Genomic DNA, 22069 nt, shown 5'->3' on the forward strand with positions numbered 1-22069 from the left:
CCCGACCTCCTCAGTCCGGCAGGCTGAACTCCAGCAGCAGGTTGCGTTCCCAGTCGTTGAAGTTGTTGTCCGACACCAGGGTGATGCGGGTGGTGCCATCCGGGGCGCTGTGGACGGCGAGGGCTTCCATGTTGTCGATGTCGCCGCCGGCGGCGTGCAGCAGCTGCTCGCCCTTCATATGGGCGCCGGCCTTCACCTCGGCGGCGGGGATGCGGACCAGCCGCATCTGGAAGGCGAGGAGCGCAATGCCGCGCTCCAGCACCAGGAGGTCGCCATTGGGCATGAAGGCGCAGTCGGTGGGGTTGGTGCCATCGCCCGAGATGTAGCTCAGCGGGCCCTTGTCGTTCTGGCCGAGCAGGTATGCCGAGTGCTGGCCGTCATCGTCGATGATGCCTTCAGTAAGGAGCAGGGTGGAGCCTGATATCGGCGAGTCGGCGGGGGCGATGCAGACCGCTTCCAGCGTCTCGTTGGTGCGGGTGTCGCTCAGCCATTTGGGGATGTTGACCTCGCGGGCGGCGCCTTGCGGCACGCCGTCGACCAGGGTGAAGTCGGCGACACGGGTGAGGTTTTCAAAGCCGACGCGCACGGCGCTCGGCTGGCCGTCGCGGACGATCACCGCCAGCGCCTCGGCATCGCGCGAATAGGCGCGGGGCAGTTCCTTGCCCTTGGAATTCTGGATCGGCTCGACCTTGACGCCGATCAGCCCCATCGGCCGCGCCGCTTCGTCGTAGAGCAGTTGGCCGGAAACGAAATTGCCGCGATCCGAGACCATGACCAGCCGTCCGTCGGGGCCGGTGAAGCCGAGGCCGGAAAGACCGCCGAAGGTGTCGGTCTGGCTTTGCATCTCGATGCCGCCGCGCCAGACAAGGCTCTGCACGCGCTGGCCGATGCCCGCGCCCATAAAGGTCGAGAGCGGCACCGAGGTCACCGTCTCGTCATCGGCCCGGGCGCCCAGCCCAGCCGCTACCAGCAGTGCGGCGCCTGCGCTTGCGATCAGCAGTGCCGCTCCGGCGAGACGCGAGGCACGCCGTGCTGCGGTCATCCGTATCGGCTCTTGCGGAAGGCGCCGGGCGCCTCCTCATCGAACAGCGAGGCGAGCTCATCGGTCAGCGCCCCTGCCAGCTCCTCGGCGTCGAGCAGCGTTACGGCGCGCCGATAGTAGCGCGTGACGTCGTGGCCGATGCCGACCGCCACCAGCTGCACGGCGGAGCGGGTCTCGATGTCTTCGATCACCTGACGCAAGTGGGCCTCGAGATAGTTGCCGGCATTGACGCTCTGGGTCGAGTCGTCGACCGGCGCGCCATCGGAGATCACCATCAGGATGCGGCGATTTTCGGACCGGGCGAGCAGGCGCTTGTGCGCCCATTGCAGGGCTTCGCCGTCGATGTTCTCCTTGAGCAGCCCCTCGCGCATCATCAGGCCGAGGTTACGGCGGGCATGCCGCCAGGGCTCGTCGGCCGCCTTGTAGATGATATGACGGATGTCGTTGACGCGGCCCGGATTGGGCGGACGCCCCGCCTCGAGCCAGGCCTCGCGGCTCTTGCCGCCCTTCCAGGCGCGGGTGGTGAAGCCAAGAATCTCGACCTTCACGCCGCAACGCTCGAGCGTGCGGGCGAGGATGTCGCCGCAGATCGCCGCGATAGTGATCGGGCGGCCGCGCATCGAGCCGGAATTGTCGAGCAGGAGCGTCACCACGGTGTCGCGAAAATCGGTGTCGCGCTCGACCTTGAAGCTCAACGCCTGCAGCGGATCGGTGACCACGCGGGTCAAACGCGCCGTATCGAGCAGGCCCTCTTCGAGGTCGAATTCCCAGCTGCGGTTCTGCTGCGCCATCAGCCGCCGCTGCAGCTTGTTGGCGAGCCGCGCCACGGCGCCGGCGAGGTTCTCGAGCTGCTTGTCGAGCAGCGTGCGCAACTGGTCCAGCTCCTCGGGCGGGCAGAGGTCGGGGGCCCGCACCACCTCGTCGAACTTCTGGGTGAAGATCCTGTAGTTGAAGACGTTCTGGAATTCTTTGGCATTGGCGCCGGGCGGCGGCGGATTGGGCTGGTCTTCGCCCGACTCGGAGCTGTCGTCCTCGTCGGTCTCGGAGAAATCCATCTCCGCGCCTTCGACTTCGCCTTCCTGCTCGGATTGGCCGGGGGTCTGATCCTCGTCCGCCTCGGCGTCCTCGCTCTCCCCCTCGCCCTGCTCGGGGTTTTTCTCGTCGTCCTGGCCGCGCTCCGGCTCCTGGTCGTCACCCTGCTCGGAATCGTCGCTGTCGCCGTCGTCGAGATCGCTGTCGGGCACGAGGCTCAGGTCGCGCAGCAGCTGCCGCGTGGCGCGGCTGAACAGCTCCTGGTCCTCGAACTTGGTGAGGAGCGTGGTCAGCGAGTTGCCGGCGCGCTGCTCGATTTCTTTCTTCCACAATTCGACGATGGCATTGCCCGAGGGCGGGATGGCGACGCCCGCGACGCGTTCGCGCAGAATCAGGCCCAGCGCCTCGGCCAGCGGAGCGTCGGCCTTGTCGTTGACCTCGGCGAAGTTCTGGCGGAACAGCCGGTCTTCCAGCATTTCGTGGATGTTGCCGGTCATGCCGGGCATGCGGATGCAGCCCAGCGCCTCGACGCGGGCCTGCTCCAGCGCATCATAGGCGGCGCGGGCTTCCGGCTCGGCGGGAGCGCGCTTGCGATGCGTTTCGGGATCGTGGCTGGCGAGCCGCATGGCCATGGCGTCGCCTTGCCCACGGGCAATGGCGATGTCGCGCGGCGTTGGCAGGCGCGGCAGGTTGGCGAGCCGCGCCTTGTCGGCGGTGAGGATGGGCCGATCGGCCGTGAAGCTCACCTCGAGGTCGCGCTTGCCGCCAATGGCGCGCACCGCGGCGCCCATCGCCGATTTGAACGGGGCAGTGGTGTCGGGCTTGTTCTGCTTGGAGCGCGGCGGAGGGGCCATCAGTGTTCTCGTTGGGCAGGCTTGGTCAGGGACATCAAGAGGAACATCGGGCGGGTCAGCTCGGTCGCCCGCCACTCCGGATGGGCGGCGAACTGTGCGTCCGACGGTTTCCACTCGTTGACGGCGCGATACTCAAAACCGGCGCCGCTGAGGATGTTCAGCATGGTGCCGATGGTGCGGTGAAATTTGACGATGCCGTCGACGATCCAGTTGGTGACGCGGCGGCCCTCGACCAGGTAGTCGGCGATGGCGAAAGCCTGGCGCCCATCGGCGGCAGCGACCCATTCGGGCTCGGCGCGGGCGGCATAAATCGGGTGCTCGACGGAAAACACCAGTTGCCCGCCGGGCGCCAGCGCGCCGTACAGCGTTCCGGCGATGCGGCCGAAATCCTCGACATAATGCAGCGCCATCGAGCTGACGATCAGCTCGGCGCTACCGGGCGCCAGTACCAGCTCGTCGAGGTTGCCGCGGGCATAGGTGACGGCCGGATTGCTGGTCTCGGCCACAGCTCGCGCCAGCATCTTTTCGCTGAGGTCGATGCCGAGGACGGAACGGGCGCCCGCGTCGCCGAGCCAGCGGCTCAGCTGGCCGAAGCCGCAGCCCAGGTCGACGACGCGCTTGCCGGCGATCTCCGGCAAGAGGGCGCGCAGCGCCGGCCACTCGCTGGTGGCCTCGAGGCCATCACGTGAGCGCGGGAATTCGCTGTACCCGGCAAGGAATTTCGGGTCGTCGTAGATGTTCTGGGCCACCATGGGCCTCCAGCTCAGGCAGTCACCGCCAGGTTGGCAGCCGATTCCGGCAGGTCTTCGCCGAACACGCGCTGATAGAACTCGGCCACCACGGGGCGTTCGAGCTCGTCGCACTTGTTGAGGAAGGTCAGCCGGAAGGCGAAGCCGAGGTCGCCGAAAATCTCGGCGTTCTCGGCCCAGGTGATCACCGTACGCGGGCTCATCACCGTCGACAGGTCGCCGTTGATGAAGGCCTGGCGGGTGAGATCGGCTAGCCGGACCATGTTGTTGACGGTCTTCTTGCCCTTCTCGCCGGTATAGGTCTTGGCCTTGGCGAGGACGATCCCGACTTCCTTGTCGTGCGGCAGGTAGTTGAGCGTGGTGACGATCGACCAGCGGTCCATCTGGCCCTGGTTGATCTGCTGGGTGCCATGATAGAGGCCCGACGTATCCCCGAGGCCGATGGTGTTGGTGGTCGCGAACAGCCGGAAGGCCGGGTGCGGGGTGATGACGCGGTTCTGGTCGAGCAGCGTCAGCCGGCCCTGCGTCTCGAGGACGCGCTGGATCACGAACATCACGTCGGGGCGACCGGCATCGTATTCGTCGAACACCAGCGCAATGTTGTTCTGCACGGCCCAGGGCAGGATGCCGTCACGGAACTCGGTGATCTGCTTGCCGTCCTTGAGGACGATGGCGTCCTTGCCGACCAGGTCGATACGCGAGACGTGGGCGTCGAGGTTGACGCGGACGAGCGGCCAGTTCAGGCGCGCCGCGACCTGCTCGATATGGGTCGATTTGCCGGTGCCGTGGTAGCCCTGCACCATGACGCGGCGGTTGAAGGCAAAGCCTGCAAGGATCGCCAGGGTGGTGTTGCGGTCGAACAGATAGTCCGGATCCAGCGGCGGCACATGCGGATCGGTTTCCGCATAGCCCATGACCTTCATGTCGCTGTCGATGCCAAAGGTTTCGCGGACGGAATATTGCTTGTTCGGCAGATTGTTGAATTCAGGCATTTCACGAGGCTCGCGGAAGGAAATAGGTCAAGACGGCTGCCTTGGCGGTTGCCGGGCTCTATAGCAGCATCGGGTGCCCGGGGGTAGGGCTGCGCGACAATCTGGCGACAGCCGGGCACGGGCGCAATGTGCCGCGTCGACGGGCACTTGCCGGCATCTATTGGCGGCGCAAATACCGCCATAACAAAGATTCATCCGACTGACGCCGCAGGAAGCGGGTGTCAGCGCCCGACAAAGCCTTTGGACTTGAGGTGCGCGTAGGCGGCGATGATGGCACGCAGCCGATCCTCGGAGCTTTTGTCGCCGCCATTGGCGTCCGGGTGGTGGACTTTCACCAGCGCCTTGTAGGCGGCCTTGATCTGCTCGGCCTTGACGTAGCCCTTGAAGCCCAGGGTCTCCAACGAGCGGCGGTCCTGCTCGTGCAGCGGCTTTACCCGCTCTTCGGCCGGGGCGCGCTGCTGGTGGCGGGCATAACGGGCGAATACCCCGAACGGGTCGTTGACACGCTTTGCGGTCGGGTCACGCGGCGCGCCACGCGGCATGCGCGGACCGGTACCGGCGCCCGGCTTGGCGCCGAACCCCCAGCTCGGTCGGCCGTCGGTTTCCTTTTCGGCGTGCAGCTGGGATTCCATCTCCTCGGGCTTCATGCCGGCGAAGAAGTTGAACACCTGATTGTAGTGGCGCACGTGCTCGAGGCAGAAGTGGTGGTACTGCCCCACGGCCCGGTTGCCCTTGGGCGCCTTGTAGAGTCCGGGCTGGTCGCAACCCTCCCATCCGCAGGCCGGCACTTCGGCGCGCGCTTCGGGTTCCGGGTGCCGAGATCGGATCCGGATGCGGTCAAAATACTTGGAATCCAGCTTCATCAATCCTAGTTACGGGGCCTCAGCCACGCCTCAAACTGAACCGGTATCCATATGTCCGTTCGAGACACGATTGCAGAAAAACTTTCGGTCAAATTCACGCCGACCCATCTTGAAGTGATCGACGAGAGCGAGAAACATAGGGGGCACGGCGGTTATCGGGAGGGCGGCGAGACGCATTTCCGCGTCCGGATCGCCTCTCCAATGTTCACCGGCCAGTCACGCCTCGCACAGCATCGTGCCGTGATGGAGGCGCTCGACGCCGAGCTGAAAGCCGGCGTCCATGCGCTGGCCGTTGAGGTGGTCGCCCCCACGGCCTGATCGTCTGGTATTGTTGGATGCGGCACATATGGGTGCCGCGCCCCGGCGCTGCAACCGGTGCGCCGCTTTGCGGCCAAAGCCGGGCGAAGCCATGGCAGGCTGCCGCTTTGTCTCCGAACTATCGCCCAAGGCGTTGCCTAGCAGTGATGTCTGCAGACAGACTGGAGGGCGACATGTCCACTTTGAAGACGGCGGTCCTCGCGACCGCCTTTGCGTTATGCGCAGTGCCGGGTGCCTTGGCCGCGGGCAGCAGCTTGCAGCTGATCATTGGCGGCGAGGCCTATGACGGGCCGCCGAAGTTCGAGGTGACATTCGACGGCAAGGTGCTGGGTGAGGGCGCAGTGAACGCCGCCATCGACACCGCCACCGCCGGCCGCTTTGCCGATGCCGCCGACAAGACCCCGTATGTGCAGAGTTTCGCTTTCGATATCCCCGAGGATTTGTTCAAGCCGGGCGGCGAGGTCCGGGTGCGGTTGGTGAACGAGGCCTATGGCGGCGACGGCTCGAACCGCGACCGCAACCTCTATCTCGCCGCCGTAGCAGTGAACGGCCGCGCCGTGACGGTGTCTGGACTTTCGACGCAGGGCACCACAGCCAGTACCGAGAACGAGCTGTTGGGCGAGTTCCTGGTGCTGAAGGACGGCAACGTGGAGGGCGTGTCGCGCGCGCCCACCGGCGGCTGGCCGCTGCCCGACGCGACGATTGCCGCGGCGCAGCCGGTAGCCGAGCCGGTGACGACTGAGGTCGCGGCGGTGGCCGAGGAACCAGCGGCGGTGAAGGCGCCCGTAGCGGTGACTGCTTTGAAACTGCCGGAAACGGGCGAGGGGGATAAGCCGGTCGCCACCGCGAGCCTCGCCGCAGCAGATGAACCGACTGCCAATCCGGCCTGCAACCGCGACGAGCTCTACAATGTCGTCGGCTTCAACGAGAGTTCGAACGACCTCACCCCCAAGCTGATGGAGCGGCTCGACCAGATCGTCGCCGATATCGGCGAGCAGAAATGCAAGGTGCTGGTCACCGGTTATTCGAGCCGCGCCGGCAACCACGCCACCAATGCGCTGTTCGCCATCGAGCGGGCGCAGAACGTCCTGGCCTACCTCAAGCAGGCCGGGCTGAAGTTCGAGAAGGTGTCGGCCACCGGCGCCGGCGCCACCGAACAGTTCGGCGAGACGTTCTACGCCAACCGTCGCGTGGTGATCTCGGTCGCGCCGTAACAGCTAAGCTTTGTCGGCTAGCTGCTGCAGCCGATCGGCGAGGTTGTTGAGCTCCCAGTCGCGGGCCAGCGCGGCCGCCTTGCCCCAGGTCGGCTTGGCGTCCGCCACTGGCGGCAGCGGCGCATCTGTCACCATGGTGGCGATGCGCTTATAGAGCCGCAGATCATCGGCCTGGGTGGGGAAGCGGTTGTCGGCGATCATCGCTTCGAGATCCGGGTAGCGCTGCAGGAGGCTCGCCGCCGTGGCCTCGCCGACGCCCCTGGCGCCGGGGATCTTGTCGGAGGGGTCGCCGCGCAACGCGATGAAATCGGGTACCTGGCGGGGCTCCACCTTATAGCGCTCGCGCACGCCGGCCGGGTCGATGCGGGCGATCTCGCCGCCCTTGATCGGCGCGAGGATGGTGGTTCGGTCGGAGGCCAGTTGATAGGCGTCGCGATCGCTGGTCGCGACCAAAGCCGTGCCGCCGGCTTTCTCCTCCATCGCCACGGCGGTAGCGAGGAAATCGTCGGCCTCGAAGCGGCCCGCCTTGCCGAAGACGAAGCCGAAGGCGGTGACGACCTGAGGCAACACCTCGAGCTGCTCGACGATCTCATCCTCGAAAATACGGCCGCCCTGGTAGGGGGCGAATTCCAGCGCCCGCCAGTTGGGTTCGGCGAGCGTATCCCAGCCGACCAACACGGCGCGCGGCTGCTCGGCCTCGTACAGCCGGATCAGGTAGTTGGCGAAGCCGACAATGGCGCCACCACCGCGATCGCCCTTGCGCCGTACCGTCTTGGGCAATGCGTGATAGGCGCGGTGGGCGAACGAGTCGCCGTCGATGACGAGCAGCGGGCGGCGATCGGACATGGTTTTCCCTCGGCGTCTTTTGGCGCGGCGCGGGCTCGAATCGTGCCCAGCGTCTCGCGCTCGGTGGCAGGATACATGTCAGGGAGGGGTGGCAAAGCGCGATCTCGCCCTCTGCCCATACTGATATGTAACGCACAAGGGGCTTGCTTCAAGACCCCGACCATCCCGTAAAAGGCGTGTCCTCGTCAGATCTGAACGGAGACAAAGATGCGCAAGTCCGAACATCAGGTGGTGATTGCCGGCGGCGGCCCGACCGGGCTGATGCTGGCCGCAGAGCTGGCGCTCGCCGGTGTCGACGTGGCGATCGTCGAACGACGGTCGAGTGGGGACGTCGTCGGCTCACGCGCCGGCGGGCTGCATCCCCGCACGCTCGAAAGCTTCGAGCAGCGCGGCATTGCCGACCGGTTCCTCGCTGAAGGGCAGGTGGCGCAGGCGGTAGGGTTTGCCGGCGTGCGCCTCGACCTCAGCGGTTTCCCGACGCGTTACCCCTACACCCTCGGCCTCTGGCAGAACCACGTCGAGCGGATCCTCGGCGGCTGGATCGACACGTTCGAGGTGCCGATCTATCGGGGTGTCGCCGTGACCGACTTTACGCAGGACGAGGCCGGCATCGACATTGCGCTCAGCGACGACGGTGCGTTGCGGGCGCAATATCTCGTCGGCTGCGACGGCGGGCGGAGCCTCGTGCGCAAGGTGGCGGGGATCGAGTTCCCCGGCTCGGACCCCACCACCAGCAACCTGATTGCCGAAGCGGAACTGGCAGAGGAACCACCGGAGTTGGGCATTCGCCGGGATGCCACCGGAATTCATTCCATCGGCCGGGCCGAATACGAGATCCGCGATGGTCAGATCATCTTTGCCAAGAGCGGTCCTGTCCGCGTGCTGGTGACCGAGCGGGAGGTGGGCAAGACCGGCGAGCCGACGCTGGCCGAGGTGCAGGAGGCGCTGATCGGCGTTTACGGCACCGATTACGGCATCCACAGCCCGACCTCGATCACCCGCTTCACCGACGCGGCGCGACAGGCGGCGACTTACCGCGAGCGGCGGGTACTGGTCGCGGGCGATGCGGCGCATATCCATCCGCCCGATGGCGGCATGGGCTTGCAGACCGGGGTGCAGGACGCGGTGAACCTCGGCTGGAAGCTGGCGCAGGTGATCAAGGGGACGTCGCCCGAGAGCCTGCTCGACAGCTACCACGCCGAACGGCACCCGGTCGGGGCCAGGGTGCTCCGCTACACCATGGCTGCGGTGGCGCTGCGGCGTGAGGATGATCGCACCAAGGCGTTGCGCGAGACCATGGCGGAGCTGCTGGAGATGGAGGAGCCGCGCCGGCGTGTGGCCGCCGACCTGATCGGGCTCGGGATCCGCTACGAGCTCGGCGAAGGCCATCCGCTGCTCGGGCGCCGCATGCCGGATCTCGATCTTGCTACGGCCGGCGGCCCGAAGCGAACCTCCGCGCTGCTGCACGCGGCACGGCCGCTGCTGCTCAACCTCGGCACGCCCTCGGCATTCAACATCGCGTCGTGGGCGGATCGGGTACAGGTTGTCGACGCAGCATATGACGGCGCGTGGGAGCTGCCGGACCTCGGAGTGGTCACTGCACCTGAGGCCGTGCTGATCCGCCCCGACGGCTATGTGGCGTGGGTCGGAGACGCCGCCGGGCAGGGGCTGGCCGAGGCGCTGGCCACCTGGTTCGGGCGGCCTAACGGCCGCTCCTGACCTCTTCGAGATAGGCGCGCACGGCGGCCGGGTCGACATGCTTCTCGATGAAGGCCCGGCCGATGCCGTGAGTCAGGATGAAGGTGAGGGCGCCGCGCACCACCTTCTTGTCCTGGGCGATGGCGTTCATCAGGTAATCGGTATCGGGCAGCTCGCCGGGGATATCGTTGATGTGGGTCGGGAGGCCCGCGGCGCTCAGGTGCTGGGCAATGCGGCCGGTATCCTGGCTGGGGGCGAGGCCAAGCTTGGCCGAAAACCCATGCGCCAGCACCATGCCGATGGCGACGCCTTCGCCATGCAGCAAGCGGTCGGAATAGCCGGTGGCCGATTCGAGCGCGTGGCCGAAGGTGTGGCCGAGATTGAGCAGGGCGCGGACCCCGGTCTCCTTCTCGTCGGCGAGCACGAAGCGGGTCTTGGCGGCGCAGCAGCGCGCCACCATTTCAGCGCGCAACGCAGCGTTGCCGGCAAAGATCTCGCGGCGGTTGTCTTCGAGCCAGAAATAGAACGGCTCGTCGTCGATCAGCCCGTATTTCACCACTTCGGCATAGCCGGCGGCGAGCTGCCGTGGCGGCAAAGTGTCGAGCGCGTCGAGGTCGGCCAGCACCAGCTTGGGCTGGTGGAAAGCGCCGATCAGGTTCTTGCCGTGCGGCGAGTTGATGCCGGTCTTGCCGCCGACGGAGCTATCGACCTGCGCCAGCAGTGAGGTCGGGACCTGGACGAAATCCATGCCGCGCCGCGCGATCGCCGCCGCGAAGCCGGCGAGATCGCCGATGACGCCGCCACCCAGCGCGATGATCAGGTCGCCGCGTTCCAGCCGCGCTGCGAGAATCGCCTCGACCACTTCGCCCAGCCGGGCGAAGGACTTTGTGCTTTCGCCATTGGGCAGCACCACCGTGGTGTAGCCGACTTCGGCTGCATCGAGCGAGGCGGTGAGCCGCGGCAGTTGGGCGATGGCGACTTCGGTGTCGGTGACGATGCCGAAGCGGCGCCCGGGGAACCTGGCCTTGAGCAGGGCGCCGGCATTGTCGATCAGCCCATTGCCGATGAGGATGTCGTAGGCGCGCTCGTCCAGCGGCACGTGGACGGTGGTCGGCTCAGCCATTGGGCGTCTCGCTGCTCAGGTGCGCCAAAACGGCGTCGATCACTTCGCTTGCCACCTGGTCCTGCGGCACGTCGCGCGACACGATGGTGACGTCGGCCTCGGCATAAACCGGATAGCGCACGTCGATCAGCTTCTGCAGGGTTTCGCGCGGGTTGGCGGTCTTCAGCAGCGGCCGGTTGGAGCGGCGCGAGACGCGCTGGAACAACAGCTCGAAATCGGCCTTGATCCATACCGAGATCGCCGCTTCCTTCACCAGGGCCCGGGTTTCGGGGTTGATGAAGGCACCGCCGCCGGTGCCGAGCACGATGTTGTGGTCTTTCAGCAGCCGGGCGATCACCTTCACTTCGCCGGCGCGGAAATCGGCCTCGCCATGGGCGCGGAAAATGTCTTCGATGGTCATGCCGGCAGCCTTCTCCACCTCTTCGTCGCTGTCGACGAAGTGGCGGCCGAGGCGGGCGGCGAGGCGGCGGCCGACCGTGGTCTTGCCGGCGCCCATCATGCCGATCAGGACGATCGGGCGGTGCCCGAGGAGCCGCTGCAGATCCTCGCGCCGGTCGTCGCGTGTGGTCGGGCCGTCGCGTGACATCGCATTTCCCTGTTCGGCCGGTTTGAAGCGTTAGGGCGGCATAAAGTCAATGCCCGCTATGGTCGGACGGCTATGGTTAGCGCACCCTTGATCGCATCCAGCAAACAGGGGAGACTGGCCCGTAGCGTGACAAAAGCGGATTGCCATGCCGACTCTCATTCGTCTGATCGTCATCCTGCTGGTCCTGGTCGGACTGGGCTACGGGGCCATGTTCGCGCTCGTCGCCATCGTCCAGCCGCGCGACAAGGACGTGACCATCCGCATTCCGGCGCGCGACCTGGTGCCCTCGACGCAGCGCGACCCGTTGGTGCGACGCGAGATCAACACCACGCGTCAACCTGAAGCACCGGCGGCCGCGCCGCCCGCTGCCGAAGAGCCGGCGCTGTCGGTCGAGCCCGCCAGCGATGCACCGGCCGAGGAGGGTGAAGTGGTGACCCGGCAACAGGGAATCGAATGAGCGGCGGCCATCTGGTCGACGCGTTCCTCGAGATGATGAGCGCCGAGCGCGGCGCGGCCAAAAACACCATCGATGCCTATCGCCGCGATCTTGGCGACTATTGCGGGTTCCTGGCGCGTCGCGGCACCGGACCGACCGCGGCCGGGCGCGAACAGGTGACGGAGTATCTCGCCTTCCTCGAAGCCGAGGGCATAGCCGCCTCCTCGAGCGCGCGAAAGCTCTCGGCGATCCGGCAGTTCCACAAGTTCCTCGCCGCCGATGCGGTGCGCGGCGACGACCCGACGCGAATCATCGCTTCGCCCAAAGCGAGGCGAGGCCTGCCCAAGGTGCTGTCGATCGCCGAGATCGATCGGCTGCTGAGCCTTGCGGAAGCCGAGATCGAAGCGCCGGAGGTGAGCGAGGCGGAGCGCGCCATGGCGGGGCGGCTCTACCTGCTGCTCGAGCTGCTTTACGCCACTGGCATGCGCGTATCGGAGCTGGTGGAACTGAAGCGGGCCGCGGTGATGCGCGACGCCAGCTTTCTCACCGTGCGCGGTAAGGGCGGCAAGGAGCGGATCGTACCGCTCACCGATCGGGCGCGCGATGCGGTGAAGGCGTATCTGACGCGGCTCGAGCCCGGCGTGTGGCTGTTTCCAGCGGGCGGCGAGAGCGGCCATCTCAGCCGGCAGGTGTTTGCGCGGGAACTCAAGCGGCTGGCTGGCCGGGCGGGGATTTCCGTGGCCCGGGTGTCGCCGCACGTCTTGCGGCATGCCTTTGCCAGCCACCTGCTGGCGGGCGGCGCGGACCTGCGAGTGGTGCAGACGCTGCTCGGGCATTCCGACATCTCGACCACGCAGATCTATACCCACGTCCTCGACGAGAAGCTGAAATCGCTGGTCGAAGCGCACCATCCGCTGGCGGAGGGCTGAGAGCTGCGCCTGCTGTTCGGTGTGCTTGGCCTCGTCGCTGCGGCGATGGTGCTCGTTGTGGCGTGGATCGCTTTTGACATCTGGAGCTTCGGCAACAGCAGCAATCCCGGTCCCGCCGATGCGGCGCTGGTGCTGGGTGCGGCCGTGGCCGGGGATCATCCGACGCCGGTGTTCGCGGAGCGGCTCAGGCACGCGGTCGCGCTCTACAAGGCCGGCAAAGTGCGGACGCTGGTGATGACCGGCGGCAAGAACCCGTACGATGCGGTCGGCGAGGCCGAGGCCGGGCGGGCGTGGGCGATGGCGGCGGGCATTCCAGCCGAGGCGATCCTCGTCGAAACGCAGTCGCGGACGACCAGGCAGAACATCGACTTCGCCGCACCGATCCTGGCCGAGCATCAGCTGGCCCGGGTGCTGGTGGTCAGCGATCCGCTGCACTTGAGGCGCGCTGTTACCATGGCGCGCGAGCTGGGGATCGATGCCTGGCCTGCGGCGACGCCGACCAGCCGTTACCAGACGCTGGGCACGCAATTGCCAATGCTGGCGCGCGAGGTGTGGTTCACCCTGGTCTACCGGATCACGGGCCAGTAGGTCTCAGGAGCGCTTGTGGGTGAGGCCGTCGAGCCGGTCGAGCAGTTCGTCCAGCGCACGCAGTACGTCACCCATCAGCATCGGCTTGGGCGGTGCAGCAGGGACGTCGCTCCAGGTGGCGCGCAGCTCGGTAAGCCGCTCCTTACGCCGGCGCCGGGCGGCCTTGGCTTCGGCGAGGGTACGGCGGGTCGCCAGGTTGCCAGGATCCAGCGTGAACAGTTTCTCGCAATGCGGACACCAGGCGTCGCCGTCGGGGCGTACCAGCTTGGCGTTTTCGAGGAACTGGCCGCTGCAATGCGGGCAGCCAACGCTCACCAGGGCATAGGTCGTCATGGTCGAAGGATGGTTCCGGTCGTTCGCTCCAGCGTTGTCATGAATGCGTCATGCATTGGTTAACGCGGCGTGACAGAGCGGTGGAATGGGTCCCCGGCCACCGCTCGATGCTTGACTCGGCCGGGCCGCATCGCCACTTTCCGGCCACTTTAGGGCGCGAGTTGACGCCCTTCCTCTATCTGGCGGGTTGGATGCAGTCCTATCTCGATTTCGAAAAGCCGGTCGCCGATCTCGAAGGCAAGATCGCCGAGCTCAAATCCCTCGCCACGTCCGATCAGGCCGTGTCCATCGATGAAGAGGTGACGCGCCTCTCGGCCCGCGCCGACGAGGCGCTGGTCGATATCTACAAGAAGCTTTCCCCCTGGCAGAAGACGCAGGTGGCGCGCCATCCGCAGCGCCCGCACTTTTCCGACTACATCAAGTCGCTGATTTCGGAGTGGACACCGCTGGCCGGCGACCGCAAGTTCGCCGAGGATCCGGCGCTGCAGGCCGGCTTTGGCCGCTTCAACGGGCAGCCGGTGGCGATCCTAGGGCAGGAGAAGGGCTCCAACACCGAGAGCCGCCTGAAGCACAATTTCGGCATGGCGCGGCCCGAAGGCTACCGCAAGGCGGTGCGCATCATGGACATGGCCGACCGCTTCGATATCCCGCTGGTGTCGTTCGTCGATACCGCCGGCGCCTATCCGGGCATCGGCGCCGAGGAGCGCGGCCAGGCCGAGGCGATCGCGCGCTCGACCGAGCGCTGTCTGCAGCTCGGTATTCCCAACATCGCCATCATCATCGGTGAGGGCGGGTCGGGTGGCGCCATCGCCATCGCCACGGCCAATCGCGTGCTGATGCTCGAGAACGCCATCTACTCGGTGATTTCGCCCGAGCCGGGCGCCGCGATCCTGTTCCGTGACGCAGCCCGCGCCCCCGATATGGCGGCGGCGCAGAAGATCACCGCGCCCGACCTGCTCGGGCTCGGGGTGATCGACGGCATCATCCCGGAGCCGGCCGGTGGCGCGCACCGCCATCACGCAGAGGTGATGGCCTCGACCGCACGCGCCATCACCCAGTTTCTGACCGATTTCCCGGGCACACGGGGGCGACTGGAGGTCCGGGAACACAGGCGTGACAAATTCCTCGCGATCGGCACCAATTTGAGTTGATTGGCACTGAAGCAGCGGGCATGAAGCCAATAGTAAACGGGCCGTTAACCATGCCGGCTTACCACATGGTAACCGTCCGCTCGTAACCCGATTGTTCGGGCAGACAAGCATTTCGGGTAGCTGACTTTGGGCAGAACGCTCCGTTCCATCCTTCTTGTTGGCGCCGCCATCAGCGTGGCCGCGCTGCTTGCCGGCTGCGGCGGTCTGAAGCCGGGCAACGCCAAGGCGATGGCGCCCTTGAAGCAGGAGACCGTCAGCCGGCTCGCCGGTCTTGGCTCGTCGCCGGAAGCGGCGATGATGGTCCGCATCTTCAAGGAAAGCTCGGAGCTCGAGGTCTGGAAGCAGACCAGTTCCGGCGCCTTCAAGCTGTTCAAATCCTATCAGATCTGCGCCTGGTCGGGCGAACTCGGCCCGAAGGTGAAGGAAGGCGACCGCCAGTCGCCCGAGGGCTTCTACACGGTCACGCCCGGCCTGATGAACCCGAACTCGAACTATTACCTGGCCTTCAACACCGGCTTTCCCAACAAGTTCGACCGCGCCTACGGGCGCACCGGTTCCGACCTGATGGTACACGGCGATTGCTCGTCGCGTGGCTGCTACTCGATGACTGACGAGTCGATCGCCGAGATCTATGCGCTGGCGCGCGAGAGCTTCAAAGGCGGCAACGCCTCGTTCCAGCTGCAGATCTATCCGTTCCGCATGTCGGCGCAGAACCTCGCCAAGCATGCCGACAATCCGAACATGAGCTTCTGGAAGGACATCAAGGAAGGCTACGACCGCTTCGAGATCTCGAAGGCGCCGGTGTCCTGGGATGTCTGCAACAAGGAATACGTGTTCGACGTGCCAGGCGGCACGGCGCTCGATGCGCTGGGCAGCTGCCCGGTGACGGTAGCGCAGAACGTGCCGGATACGGTAAAGGCCAAGGCCGCCGCCGACGAGGCGGCGATGGCCAAGGAAGTCGCCAACCTCGCCGACAAGGCCGCCAAAGCTGCAGCCGAGGCGCAGAAGGCGGCTGACGAGAAGGCTGCGGCGAAGGCGCGTGGCGAGGCGATAGGCAGCTTCTTCGGCGGCATGTTTGGCGGCGGCGCCGAGACCGGGGTGATCGACCCGAGCAAGGTGGCGCCGATTCCGCTGCCGCGCCTGCATCGAGCGTAGACGGTCATCTTGCGATGCGGTCCCGTCGCTCCCATGTTGGCATGGCCATCGCGATCGGGGTCCTGCTCCTCTCGGCGGCGCTGGTTGGGCGCTTCGTGCTCACCGAACGAACGGGAGATCGCGACATCGCCACCGAGCGCGTCTATGACCGCACGCAGTTCGTTGCCGAGCTGACGGCAGCCGGGTTTGCGCTCGGCGACAGGGCGTATGTCCGCATCTTCAAGCGCGAGCACAAGCTGGAGCTGTGGCTGCAGCGCGCCGGCGGGCGCTATGCGCTGTTCCGCGACTATGACATCTGCAAATTCTCGGGCGATCTCGGGCCCAAGCTCAAGGAAGGCGACAAGCAGTCACCGGAGGGCTTCTACCGGGTGGCGCAGAGCCAGCTGAACCCCAATTCGCGCCATCACCTCAGCTTCAACCTCGGTTTTCCCAATGCTTTCGACCGGCAGCTTGGCCGCACCGGCTCGGCGCTGATGGTGCATGGCGGCTGCTCCTCGATCGGCTGCTACGCCATCACCGATCCAAACGTCGACGAGGTCTATGCGGTGGTCGAAGCTGCGCTGAGCCATGGTCAGGACGCCGTCGACGTGCACGTCTTCCCGTTCCGCATGACGGCCATGGCGCTGGCCGCCGAGGGCGGTAACACCTGGGCGCCGTTCTGGCGTAATCTCAAGGCCGGCCACGACCTGTTCGAGGCGGTGGGCACCCCGCCCAGGGTGGCAGCCTGCCGGGGCGAATATCGCTTTGGCGCAGACGCGGAGGGGCCGGAATGCGCCGTTATCGCCGCCTGGTCCTGATCGACCGGCTGATCCCGTTCCTCGCCGCCATCGTCGGCCTGGTGGCGCTGGCCGGGGCTGTCGCCGTGCAGCTCAATACCGACATGAAGACCAAGGCGGTGACCGAGGCGGTGGTGGCTTTGCGCAGCTCGGTAGATGAGCTCGCCAAGCGTGCCGAGGCCGTGACGGCGCCCGTCGACGACGGCACCGCGGCGGGCCTCTTGGCCCTGCAGGACCGGATGGTGAAGCTCGAGGGCGAGTGGACGGCGCAACAGGCTGCTGTCGCGGCGGCCCCCGCCGCTCTGCCCGGCGCCCCGGACGCAAGCGCCGAGACCGCCGAGATCGACCCGAACCTGCCGACCACCGACTGCATCCCGCTCGGTACCCGCTTCATGGTGACGCCGGGTGAGAGCTATCCGATCTGCCAGTCAAAGGCGGTGATAAAGACCGGCCTGATCACGGCCGATACGGTCACCATGGATGGCGTCGGCCAGGTGGTCGAGACCGGTTTCGGCACCATTGCCGGCACCAGCTGCACGGTGATGGTGTTCTCGGCCGACGAGGCTGGTTTTGCCGAGGTGCGGGTGACCTGCACCTGACGGTGGAGGAGCAGCGTTCCCGCGGTGCGATGCTTCCACACCCACCGCGTGTCATCCCTGCGAAAGCAGGGACCCATCTCACCACCCGCACCAGCGGATAGTTGGGTCCCAGCTTTCGCTGGGATGACACCGAGTTTGGGGAGCTGCAGTGCCCCCGCTCAAAGTTTGCCGGTGCATGCAATGTGTTGACCCGCTAGAGCTAGCGCGGGCATTTGCCTCTGCTGCCACTCCGAGTCCCTCGTGTCCTCACCTGCTGCCACGTCCGCGCATCAGTCCGCCTCGCTCAAGGGCATGGCGCTTGGCATTTTCGCCTACACGCTGTTCTCGGTGCACGATGCACTGGTGAAGGCAGTGATCCATGCGCTGCCGGTGGTGCAGATCCTGTTCGTGCGCAGCCTGGTCATCGTCGTGATCTGCCTCATCATCGGGCGGCGGAAGCTGGTGCTGGAGCTGATCCGCTCGGGCAACAAGCCGATGCTGCTGCTGCGCGCCATCCTGACGCTGGCGGCCTGGTGCATGTACTATTCGGCCGGGCGCGAGCTGCAGCTCGCCGAGATGACGACGCTCTACTATTTCGCGCCGGTGCTGACGATCATCCTGGCGGTGATCTTCCTCAAGGAGCAACTGACGCTAGCGCGGGTCGGCGCCTCGGCGATCGGGTTTTTCGGCGTGCTGATTGCCTGCAATCCGGCCGGGCTGAGCTTCGGCATTCCGGCGCTGATGGTGCTGGGCGCGGCTTTCTTCTGGTCGGTGGCGATGATCCTGATGCGCACCATCTCGAAATCCGAGAGCTCGATGGTGCTGATCTTCTCGCTCAACCTGTTCTACACGCTGGTGATGGGGCTGGCCTCGATCCCGTTCTGGACCGACATGGACCCGCTGCAGATCGCCATCGTGGTCGCCACTGGCATCGTCGGCGGCACGGCGCAATATGTGCTGGTGGAATCGGCGCGCCTGGTGCCGGCGAGTGTGCTCGGCACGGTCGAGTATTTCGCGCTGATCTGGAGCTTCGTCTTCGGCTTCCTGTTCTGGGGCGAACAGCCGGCCGAAGTGGTGTTCCTCGGCGCCGCGCTAGTGATCGTCGCGGGGCTGGTGCTCGCCTGGAGCGAGCGGCGGCCGCGACGGCAAGTGGTGGATACGCCTTAGGGGGCACCCTCTGTTGAACCCTCTAACGCTGGTGCGGGCTGCCCCCCACCCCTGTCCCCTCCCCGCAAGGGGGAGGGAGACCCTCACACGACCCCTTCAGTTTGCGTCTCCCTCCCCCTTGCGGGGAGGGATTAAGGGTGGGGGTCAGTCAACCACCGGGCAGCCGTTTGACTCGTCGCAACATCGAACAGTGTCGCTGCTCACACAGCCGGCGCGGCCAGCTCGATCAGTTCGGTCTTGCCGCTCTGGATCAGCTGCTTGAGGCTGCCCTGGATCAGCGAGGTCCAGGCGTCCGAGCAGGTGTCATAGCACTCGACCGAGGGGGCGATGCCCTCGTGGGTGAACACCACCTCGGTCTTGCCGTCCTTCAAGCCGATGTCGAAGATGATGGTGGTACCGACCCACTCGGTCTTGTCTTCGACAAAGCTCAGCGTGCCCTCGACTACCTGCCAGGCGACCCGCTTGTTGGGTACCAGTTCGGTCACGACTTGCTTGGAATAGTGGAAGTCCTGGTAGCGGTAGCTGAACACGTCGCCGAGCTTTTTGGTGCCGCCCTCGAACTCGCCGCTCCACCAGGCGCGTGGATCGATGATAGCGGCGAAGGCCGCTTCGGGGCTCTGGTCCACCGTGAACGCGGTGGTGAAGCTGGTGTCGTTCATGGCGTGGTCTCCTTGGGTAGCAAGCGTGGGTTCGTTGGCGGTGATGGCAGCGCCGACATTGGGCTGGCCGCTGCCCGAGGTGATGAGGGCCTTGAGACTGCCGCGGATATAGGTGCCCCAGGCATCGTGGCAGACGTCGTAGCACTCGTAGTCGGGCACCAGGCCAACATGGGTGAAGGTCAACCGCGCGCCCTCGCCGACCGGCTCGATATCGAAGGCGATGGTGGTGCCGATCCACTCGGTCTTGTCGGCGGTGAAGCTGAAATGGTTGTCGAGCACGCGCCAGGCGACGCGCTGGTTCGGCAGCCACTCGACGACCTTGAGGGTGCAGCGGTGCAGGTCCCTGGCGTGGTAGAACCAGACATCGCCGAGCATGGCGGTGCTGCCCTCGACGTCCTCAGACCACCAGCCGCGCACATTGTTGATGGCGGCGAAGACCGCTTCAGGACTTTGTTTGACGGTGATGGTGGTGGTGTAGTGCTTGTCTTGCATTGCAGTTCTCCTGGCGTGAGGGGTGGGTCAGCTGGCGTTGCGCTGGCGGATGCGGGCCCAGAGCCGGCGGGCGTCGCCGTCGAGGGCGTCCTCGACATCGGCCCGGTCGAGGCCGATATCGGCGAGCTGGAAGGCGTCCAGGGTGGCGAGCCTGAGGACAGTCCGGCGGCGGGCCCGCCAGGTGGCGAGCCGCAGGGCCAGTTTCATCAGGCCGCCGATGACGCTGCTTTGGCGGGACTTGTCTGCAGCGATTTCATAGAGTTCGAGGGTGGTCATGGCTGATCTCCCGTTGTTGGAGGGGTTGCGTTCCTCGTCGGTGAACGGAACCTAGGCGCGGGGCAGATCGGGGTGAGAGTGACAAGTGTGACGGGATTTGAATGGACTCGCTGATCACCGCCGCAGCGCGGGCGCTCGGGGCCGGTGATCCGCTTGGCGCGCTGAAGCGCGTGGCGCTGCGCGACGACGCGCCGGCGCTGGCATTGCGCGGCATCGCCATGGCGCAGCTGGGTGACCTCGAGCGGGCCAAGGGGCTGCTCAAGGCGGCCGGCAAGGCGTTTCATGCCCGTGAGGCGGTGGCGCGGGCCCGCTGCGTGGTGGCCGAGGCGGAGATCGCGCTGGTGTCGCGCGACCTCTCCTGGCAGCCCGAAGCGCTGGCAACAGCGCAACGCGTGCTGGAGGCACAGGGCGATCGGGCCAACGCCGCGCATGCCGCCAACCTCGCGGCGCGCCGGCTGCTGCTGATCGGGCGGGTGGACGAGGCCGAGCGGATCCTGGCGCAGCTCGACCTGCAGCAGCTGCCGCCGGCGAGCGTTGCCGTGCACCAGCTGGTTACCGCAGGCATCGCCATGCGGCGGGTGCAGACCGAGCCGGCGCATGCCGCGTTCGATCGGGCGCTGGGGGCGGCGCGGCAGGCCGGCATCCACTCGCTGGTCGCCGAGATCGAGGCCGATGCCCGGGTGCTGAACGAGCCGGCAGCGCGGCTGATTGGGGGCGGCGGCGAACGGGCCCTTACCCTCGCCGGTGTCGAACAGGTGCTGGCGTCGGGCGCCCTGGTGGTCGACGCGACGCGCAATGTGGTCCGGCAGGCGGGGGTGGTCGTTCACCTTGCAACGCGCCCGGTGCTGTTTGCGCTGCTGCGCGCGCTGGCCGAAGCGTGGCCCAAGGACGTGTCGCGAGCCCAGCTGGTCGCCGAGGCATTCCGCGGCAAGGAAGCGGACGAATCGCACCGTGCCCGGCTGCGGGTGGAAATGGGGCGGTTGCGGTCCGAGTTGGTCGGGATCGCCGAGATCAACGCTACCATGGCCGGCTTCACACTTGCCCCCGTCGCGGCGCGGGAGGTCGTGGTGCTGGCGCCGCCGGTGGAAGATCAGCATGCCGGGGTGTTGGCGTTGCTGGCCGATGGTGAGGCCTGGGCCAGCTCAGCGCTCGCCATTGCGCTCGGCACCAGCCCGCGCACCGTGCAGCGGGCATTGGAGCAACTGGCCGAGGCCGGTAAAGCGCAGTCGTTCGGCCGCGGCCGGGCGCTGCGCTGGATCACCCCGCCGGTGCCGGGTTTCCCGACGGCTTTGTTACTCCCCGGTCCGCTGCCAGGCGACTAGAGGTTCACTCGAAGCAATAGCGAGAGGTCAGTCCGATGAAGCATGCGCATGCCGAGATTGTTCGCGAGTACGGCCCGTTCCCCGGGGTGGATTCGGTGGCGGGTGTCACCTTCGATGGCACCAATGTGTGGTTCGCCTCGGGCGACCGGATCAACGCCTTCGACCCCGAGAGCGGCGAGGCGGTGCGAAGCATTGATGTCGCGGCACATGCCGGCACCACATTTGATGGCGAGCACCTCTACCAGCTGGCCGAAGACGTGATTCAGAAGATCGATCCGCAGAGCGGGCAGGTGGTCAAGACCATTCCGTCGCCGGGCGGCGGCTCCGGTCTTGCCTGGGCCGAGGGTTCGCTCTGGGTCGGGCAGTATCGCAGCAAGCAGATCCTGCAGGTTGATCCCGAAACCGGCGCAGTGCTCCGCACCATCAATTCCAACCGCTTCGTTACCGGGGTGACCTGGGTCGAGGGCGAGCTCTGGCACGCAACGCTGGAGGATGGGCAGAGCGAGTTGAGGCGCGTCGATCCGCAATCGGGCGAAGTGCTGGAACAGCTGGACATGCCGGCGGGCAAGGGAGTCTCCGGTCTCGAGTCCGATGGGCACGACCGGTTCTATTGCGGGGGGAATAATGTAGGAACGGTGCGGGCGGTGCGGCGCCCGAAGCGTGAGGCGGCAACTGCCTGACAACCCCAACCCCTCTGACACAGAATTTGGCATCGTGGCGCGGACCGGCAAGTGCGCCGGTCTGCGAGGGAGCCAGCCAGTTGGCTACGTATGGCTGCCGCCAAGGTGTCAGAAGGCGCCGTGGCAGCAATTAGATTACGTCGCCAATGGTCGCGGCGCAGGAACTGAACCGTAGGTCAGGACAGGCCGGCGATATCCTTTTCACATGCC

At 66.4% G+C, this 22069-nt stretch carries 24 protein-coding genes; 13 read left to right on the forward strand and 11 right to left on the reverse strand.

All coding sequences use genetic code 11. From position 1 onward, the window contains the following. Positions 1-10 precede the first annotated feature (10 nt). The 5 genes from ACSQ23_RS21890 to ACSQ23_RS21910 form a co-directional block, all read right to left on the reverse strand. Positions 11-1042: an esterase-like activity of phytase family protein gene (locus ACSQ23_RS21890; RefSeq protein WP_436091900.1), complete on the reverse strand. Its 1032-nt coding sequence runs from the start codon at positions 1040-1042 to the stop codon at positions 11-13. After that, positions 1039-2928 (reverse strand): cobaltochelatase subunit CobT, encoded by a 1890-nt coding sequence (gene cobT / locus ACSQ23_RS21895; RefSeq protein WP_436091901.1) that lies wholly within the window; start codon positions 2926-2928, stop codon positions 1039-1041. The genes ACSQ23_RS21890 and cobT overlap by 4 nt, the downstream gene beginning before the upstream one ends. Then, positions 2928-3677: a class I SAM-dependent methyltransferase gene (locus ACSQ23_RS21900; RefSeq protein WP_436091902.1), complete on the reverse strand. Its 750-nt coding sequence runs from the start codon at positions 3675-3677 to the stop codon at positions 2928-2930. Before ACSQ23_RS21900 ends, cobT begins: the two co-directional genes overlap by 1 nt. 14 nt (positions 3678-3691) lie before the next feature. Then, positions 3692-4669, reverse strand: a complete 978-nt coding sequence (cobS, locus tag ACSQ23_RS21905) for a cobaltochelatase subunit CobS (protein ID WP_055886431.1) — start codon at positions 4667-4669, stop codon at positions 3692-3694. A 221-nt stretch (positions 4670-4890) separates the two neighbouring features. Beyond that, positions 4891-5532 carry a J domain-containing protein gene (locus tag ACSQ23_RS21910; protein ID WP_436091903.1) on the reverse strand — a complete coding sequence of 214 codons (642 nt, stop codon included), beginning with the start codon at positions 5530-5532 and terminating at the stop codon, positions 4891-4893. Positions 5533-5583: 51 nt separating this feature from the next. On the opposite strand from ACSQ23_RS21910, the gene ACSQ23_RS21915 reads away from it, so the two are divergent. Beyond that, positions 5584-5850 (forward strand): BolA family protein, encoded by a 267-nt coding sequence (locus tag ACSQ23_RS21915; RefSeq protein WP_436091904.1) that lies wholly within the window; start codon positions 5584-5586, stop codon positions 5848-5850. Between the two features lie 173 nt (positions 5851-6023). Further along, positions 6024-7064, forward strand: coding sequence for an OmpA family protein (locus tag ACSQ23_RS21920; RefSeq protein ID WP_056003300.1), 1041 nt, complete (start codon positions 6024-6026; stop codon positions 7062-7064). A gap of 3 nt (positions 7065-7067) precedes the next feature. Here ACSQ23_RS21920 and ACSQ23_RS21925 read toward each other — a convergent pair whose 3' ends face one another. Further along, positions 7068-7910 carry a 5'-3' exonuclease gene (locus tag ACSQ23_RS21925; RefSeq protein WP_436091905.1) on the reverse strand — a complete coding sequence of 281 codons (843 nt, stop codon included), beginning with the start codon at positions 7908-7910 and terminating at the stop codon, positions 7068-7070. 207 nt (positions 7911-8117) lie between these two features. On the opposite strand from ACSQ23_RS21925, the gene ACSQ23_RS21930 reads away from it, so the two are divergent. After that, positions 8118-9629: an FAD-dependent monooxygenase gene (locus tag ACSQ23_RS21930; RefSeq protein ID WP_436091906.1), complete on the forward strand. Its 1512-nt coding sequence runs from the start codon at positions 8118-8120 to the stop codon at positions 9627-9629. Here the strand turns inward: ACSQ23_RS21930 and aroB are convergent. Then, positions 9613-10731 (reverse strand): 3-dehydroquinate synthase, encoded by a 1119-nt coding sequence (gene aroB / locus ACSQ23_RS21935; protein WP_436091907.1) that lies wholly within the window; start codon positions 10729-10731, stop codon positions 9613-9615. The genes ACSQ23_RS21930 and aroB overlap by 17 nt on opposite strands. Further along, positions 10724-11317, reverse strand: a complete 594-nt coding sequence (locus ACSQ23_RS21940) for a shikimate kinase (protein ID WP_055886404.1) — start codon at positions 11315-11317, stop codon at positions 10724-10726. Before ACSQ23_RS21940 ends, aroB begins: the two co-directional genes overlap by 8 nt. A 145-nt stretch (positions 11318-11462) precedes the next feature. Here ACSQ23_RS21940 and ACSQ23_RS21945 point away from each other — a divergent pair, with 145 nt between their 5' ends. The 3 genes from ACSQ23_RS21945 to ACSQ23_RS21955 are packed head-to-tail and all read left to right on the forward strand — an operon-like array spanning position 11463 to position 13270. Continuing rightward, positions 11463-11774, forward strand: a complete 312-nt coding sequence (locus tag ACSQ23_RS21945; protein WP_082528489.1) for a hypothetical protein — start codon at positions 11463-11465, stop codon at positions 11772-11774. After that, on the forward strand, positions 11771-12682 hold the full coding sequence (locus ACSQ23_RS21950) for a site-specific tyrosine recombinase XerD (RefSeq protein WP_056003283.1): 912 nt from the start codon (positions 11771-11773) through the stop codon (positions 12680-12682). The genes ACSQ23_RS21945 and ACSQ23_RS21950 overlap by 4 nt, the downstream gene beginning before the upstream one ends. Positions 12683-12703: 21 nt before the next feature. Beyond that, the gene (locus tag ACSQ23_RS21955; protein WP_436091908.1) at positions 12704-13270 is read left to right on the forward strand and encodes a YdcF family protein; all 567 of its coding nucleotides are present in this window, start codon (positions 12704-12706) and stop codon (positions 13268-13270) included. Positions 13271-13273: 3 nt separating this feature from the next. On the opposite strand, the gene ACSQ23_RS21960 is transcribed toward ACSQ23_RS21955, so the two are convergent. Beyond that, a complete protein-coding gene (locus ACSQ23_RS21960) occupies positions 13274-13603 on the reverse strand; it encodes a hypothetical protein (RefSeq protein ID WP_056003277.1) in 330 nt (109 codons plus the stop codon). A 191-nt stretch (positions 13604-13794) separates the two neighbouring features. Here ACSQ23_RS21960 and ACSQ23_RS21965 point away from each other — a divergent pair, with 191 nt between their 5' ends. The 5 genes from ACSQ23_RS21965 (at position 13795) to ACSQ23_RS21985 (ending at position 18430) form a co-directional block, all read left to right on the forward strand. Next, positions 13795-14754, forward strand: coding sequence for an acetyl-CoA carboxylase carboxyltransferase subunit alpha (locus ACSQ23_RS21965; RefSeq protein WP_055886383.1), 960 nt, complete (start codon positions 13795-13797; stop codon positions 14752-14754). A gap of 126 nt (positions 14755-14880) precedes the next feature. Continuing rightward, entirely contained in the window at positions 14881-15909 is a 1029-nt protein-coding gene (locus ACSQ23_RS21970) for a L,D-transpeptidase family protein (protein ID WP_055886370.1), read from the forward strand. A 41-nt stretch (positions 15910-15950) separates the two neighbouring features. After that, on the forward strand, positions 15951-16706 hold the full coding sequence (locus tag ACSQ23_RS21975; RefSeq protein ID WP_056003272.1) for a murein L,D-transpeptidase: 756 nt from the start codon (positions 15951-15953) through the stop codon (positions 16704-16706). Next, on the forward strand, positions 16679-17284 hold the full coding sequence (locus ACSQ23_RS21980; RefSeq protein ID WP_055886363.1) for a hypothetical protein: 606 nt from the start codon (positions 16679-16681) through the stop codon (positions 17282-17284). Before ACSQ23_RS21975 ends, ACSQ23_RS21980 begins: the two co-directional genes overlap by 28 nt. Before the next feature lie 240 nt (positions 17285-17524). Further along, positions 17525-18430 carry a DMT family transporter gene (locus ACSQ23_RS21985; protein ID WP_436091909.1) on the forward strand — a complete coding sequence of 302 codons (906 nt, stop codon included), beginning with the start codon at positions 17525-17527 and terminating at the stop codon, positions 18428-18430. A 200-nt stretch (positions 18431-18630) separates the two neighbouring features. Here the strand turns inward: ACSQ23_RS21985 and ACSQ23_RS21990 are convergent, their stop codons facing one another. Beyond that, positions 18631-19581 (reverse strand): SRPBCC family protein, encoded by a 951-nt coding sequence (locus tag ACSQ23_RS21990; RefSeq protein ID WP_436091910.1) that lies wholly within the window; start codon positions 19579-19581, stop codon positions 18631-18633. Between the two features lie 27 nt (positions 19582-19608). Then, positions 19609-19857, reverse strand: coding sequence for a DUF1127 domain-containing protein (locus ACSQ23_RS21995; protein WP_436091911.1), 249 nt, complete (start codon positions 19855-19857; stop codon positions 19609-19611). A gap of 101 nt (positions 19858-19958) precedes the next feature. On the opposite strand from ACSQ23_RS21995, the gene ACSQ23_RS22000 reads away from it, so the two are divergent. Further along, positions 19959-21179: a helix-turn-helix domain-containing protein gene (locus tag ACSQ23_RS22000; RefSeq protein WP_436091912.1), complete on the forward strand. Its 1221-nt coding sequence runs from the start codon at positions 19959-19961 to the stop codon at positions 21177-21179. 35 nt (positions 21180-21214) lie between these two features. Beyond that, a complete protein-coding gene (locus ACSQ23_RS22005; protein WP_436091913.1) occupies positions 21215-21859 on the forward strand; it encodes a Vgb family protein in 645 nt (214 codons plus the stop codon). Positions 21860-22069: the final 210 nt, after the last annotated feature.

The organism is Devosia sp. LjRoot16 (assembly GCF_964252795.1).
Classification (GTDB): Bacteria; Pseudomonadota; Alphaproteobacteria; order Rhizobiales; family Devosiaceae; genus Devosia_A.

What these genes read in the sequence shown, in the direction of transcription:
- ACSQ23_RS21960 (WP_056003277.1), bottom strand. Translation starts at nt 13,603, where the DNA reads ATGACGACCTATGCCCTGGTGAGCGTTGGCTGCCCGCATTGCAGCGGC.
- ACSQ23_RS21930 (WP_436091906.1), top strand. Translation starts at nt 8,118, where the DNA reads ATGCGCAAGTCCGAACATCAGGTGGTGATTGCCGGCGGCGGCCCGACC.
- ACSQ23_RS21950 (WP_056003283.1), top strand. Translation starts at nt 11,771, where the DNA reads ATGAGCGGCGGCCATCTGGTCGACGCGTTCCTCGAGATGATGAGCGCC.
- cobS (WP_055886431.1), bottom strand. Translation starts at nt 4,669, where the DNA reads ATGCCTGAATTCAACAATCTGCCGAACAAGCAATATTCCGTCCGCGAA.
- ACSQ23_RS21945 (WP_082528489.1), top strand. Translation starts at nt 11,463, where the DNA reads ATGCCGACTCTCATTCGTCTGATCGTCATCCTGCTGGTCCTGGTCGGA.
- ACSQ23_RS21965 (WP_055886383.1), top strand. Translation starts at nt 13,795, where the DNA reads ATGCAGTCCTATCTCGATTTCGAAAAGCCGGTCGCCGATCTCGAAGGC.
- ACSQ23_RS21915 (WP_436091904.1), top strand. Translation starts at nt 5,584, where the DNA reads ATGTCCGTTCGAGACACGATTGCAGAAAAACTTTCGGTCAAATTCACG.
- ACSQ23_RS21925 (WP_436091905.1), bottom strand. Translation starts at nt 7,910, where the DNA reads ATGTCCGATCGCCGCCCGCTGCTCGTCATCGACGGCGACTCGTTCGCC.
- ACSQ23_RS21940 (WP_055886404.1), bottom strand. Translation starts at nt 11,317, where the DNA reads ATGTCACGCGACGGCCCGACCACACGCGACGACCGGCGCGAGGATCTG.
- ACSQ23_RS21990 (WP_436091910.1), bottom strand. Translation starts at nt 19,581, where the DNA reads ATGCAAGACAAGCACTACACCACCACCATCACCGTCAAACAAAGTCCT.
- aroB (WP_436091907.1), bottom strand. Translation starts at nt 10,731, where the DNA reads ATGGCTGAGCCGACCACCGTCCACGTGCCGCTGGACGAGCGCGCCTAC.
- cobT (WP_436091901.1), bottom strand. Translation starts at nt 2,928, where the DNA reads ATGGCCCCTCCGCCGCGCTCCAAGCAGAACAAGCCCGACACCACTGCC.
- ACSQ23_RS22005 (WP_436091913.1), top strand. Translation starts at nt 21,215, where the DNA reads ATGAAGCATGCGCATGCCGAGATTGTTCGCGAGTACGGCCCGTTCCCC.
- ACSQ23_RS21975 (WP_056003272.1), top strand. Translation starts at nt 15,951, where the DNA reads ATGGCCATCGCGATCGGGGTCCTGCTCCTCTCGGCGGCGCTGGTTGGG.
- ACSQ23_RS21980 (WP_055886363.1), top strand. Translation starts at nt 16,679, where the DNA reads ATGCGCCGTTATCGCCGCCTGGTCCTGATCGACCGGCTGATCCCGTTC.
- ACSQ23_RS21995 (WP_436091911.1), bottom strand. Translation starts at nt 19,857, where the DNA reads ATGACCACCCTCGAACTCTATGAAATCGCTGCAGACAAGTCCCGCCAA.
- ACSQ23_RS22000 (WP_436091912.1), top strand. Translation starts at nt 19,959, where the DNA reads ATGGACTCGCTGATCACCGCCGCAGCGCGGGCGCTCGGGGCCGGTGAT.
- ACSQ23_RS21920 (WP_056003300.1), top strand. Translation starts at nt 6,024, where the DNA reads ATGTCCACTTTGAAGACGGCGGTCCTCGCGACCGCCTTTGCGTTATGC.
- ACSQ23_RS21890 (WP_436091900.1), bottom strand. Translation starts at nt 1,042, where the DNA reads ATGACCGCAGCACGGCGTGCCTCGCGTCTCGCCGGAGCGGCACTGCTG.
- ACSQ23_RS21910 (WP_436091903.1), bottom strand. Translation starts at nt 5,532, where the DNA reads ATGAAGCTGGATTCCAAGTATTTTGACCGCATCCGGATCCGATCTCGG.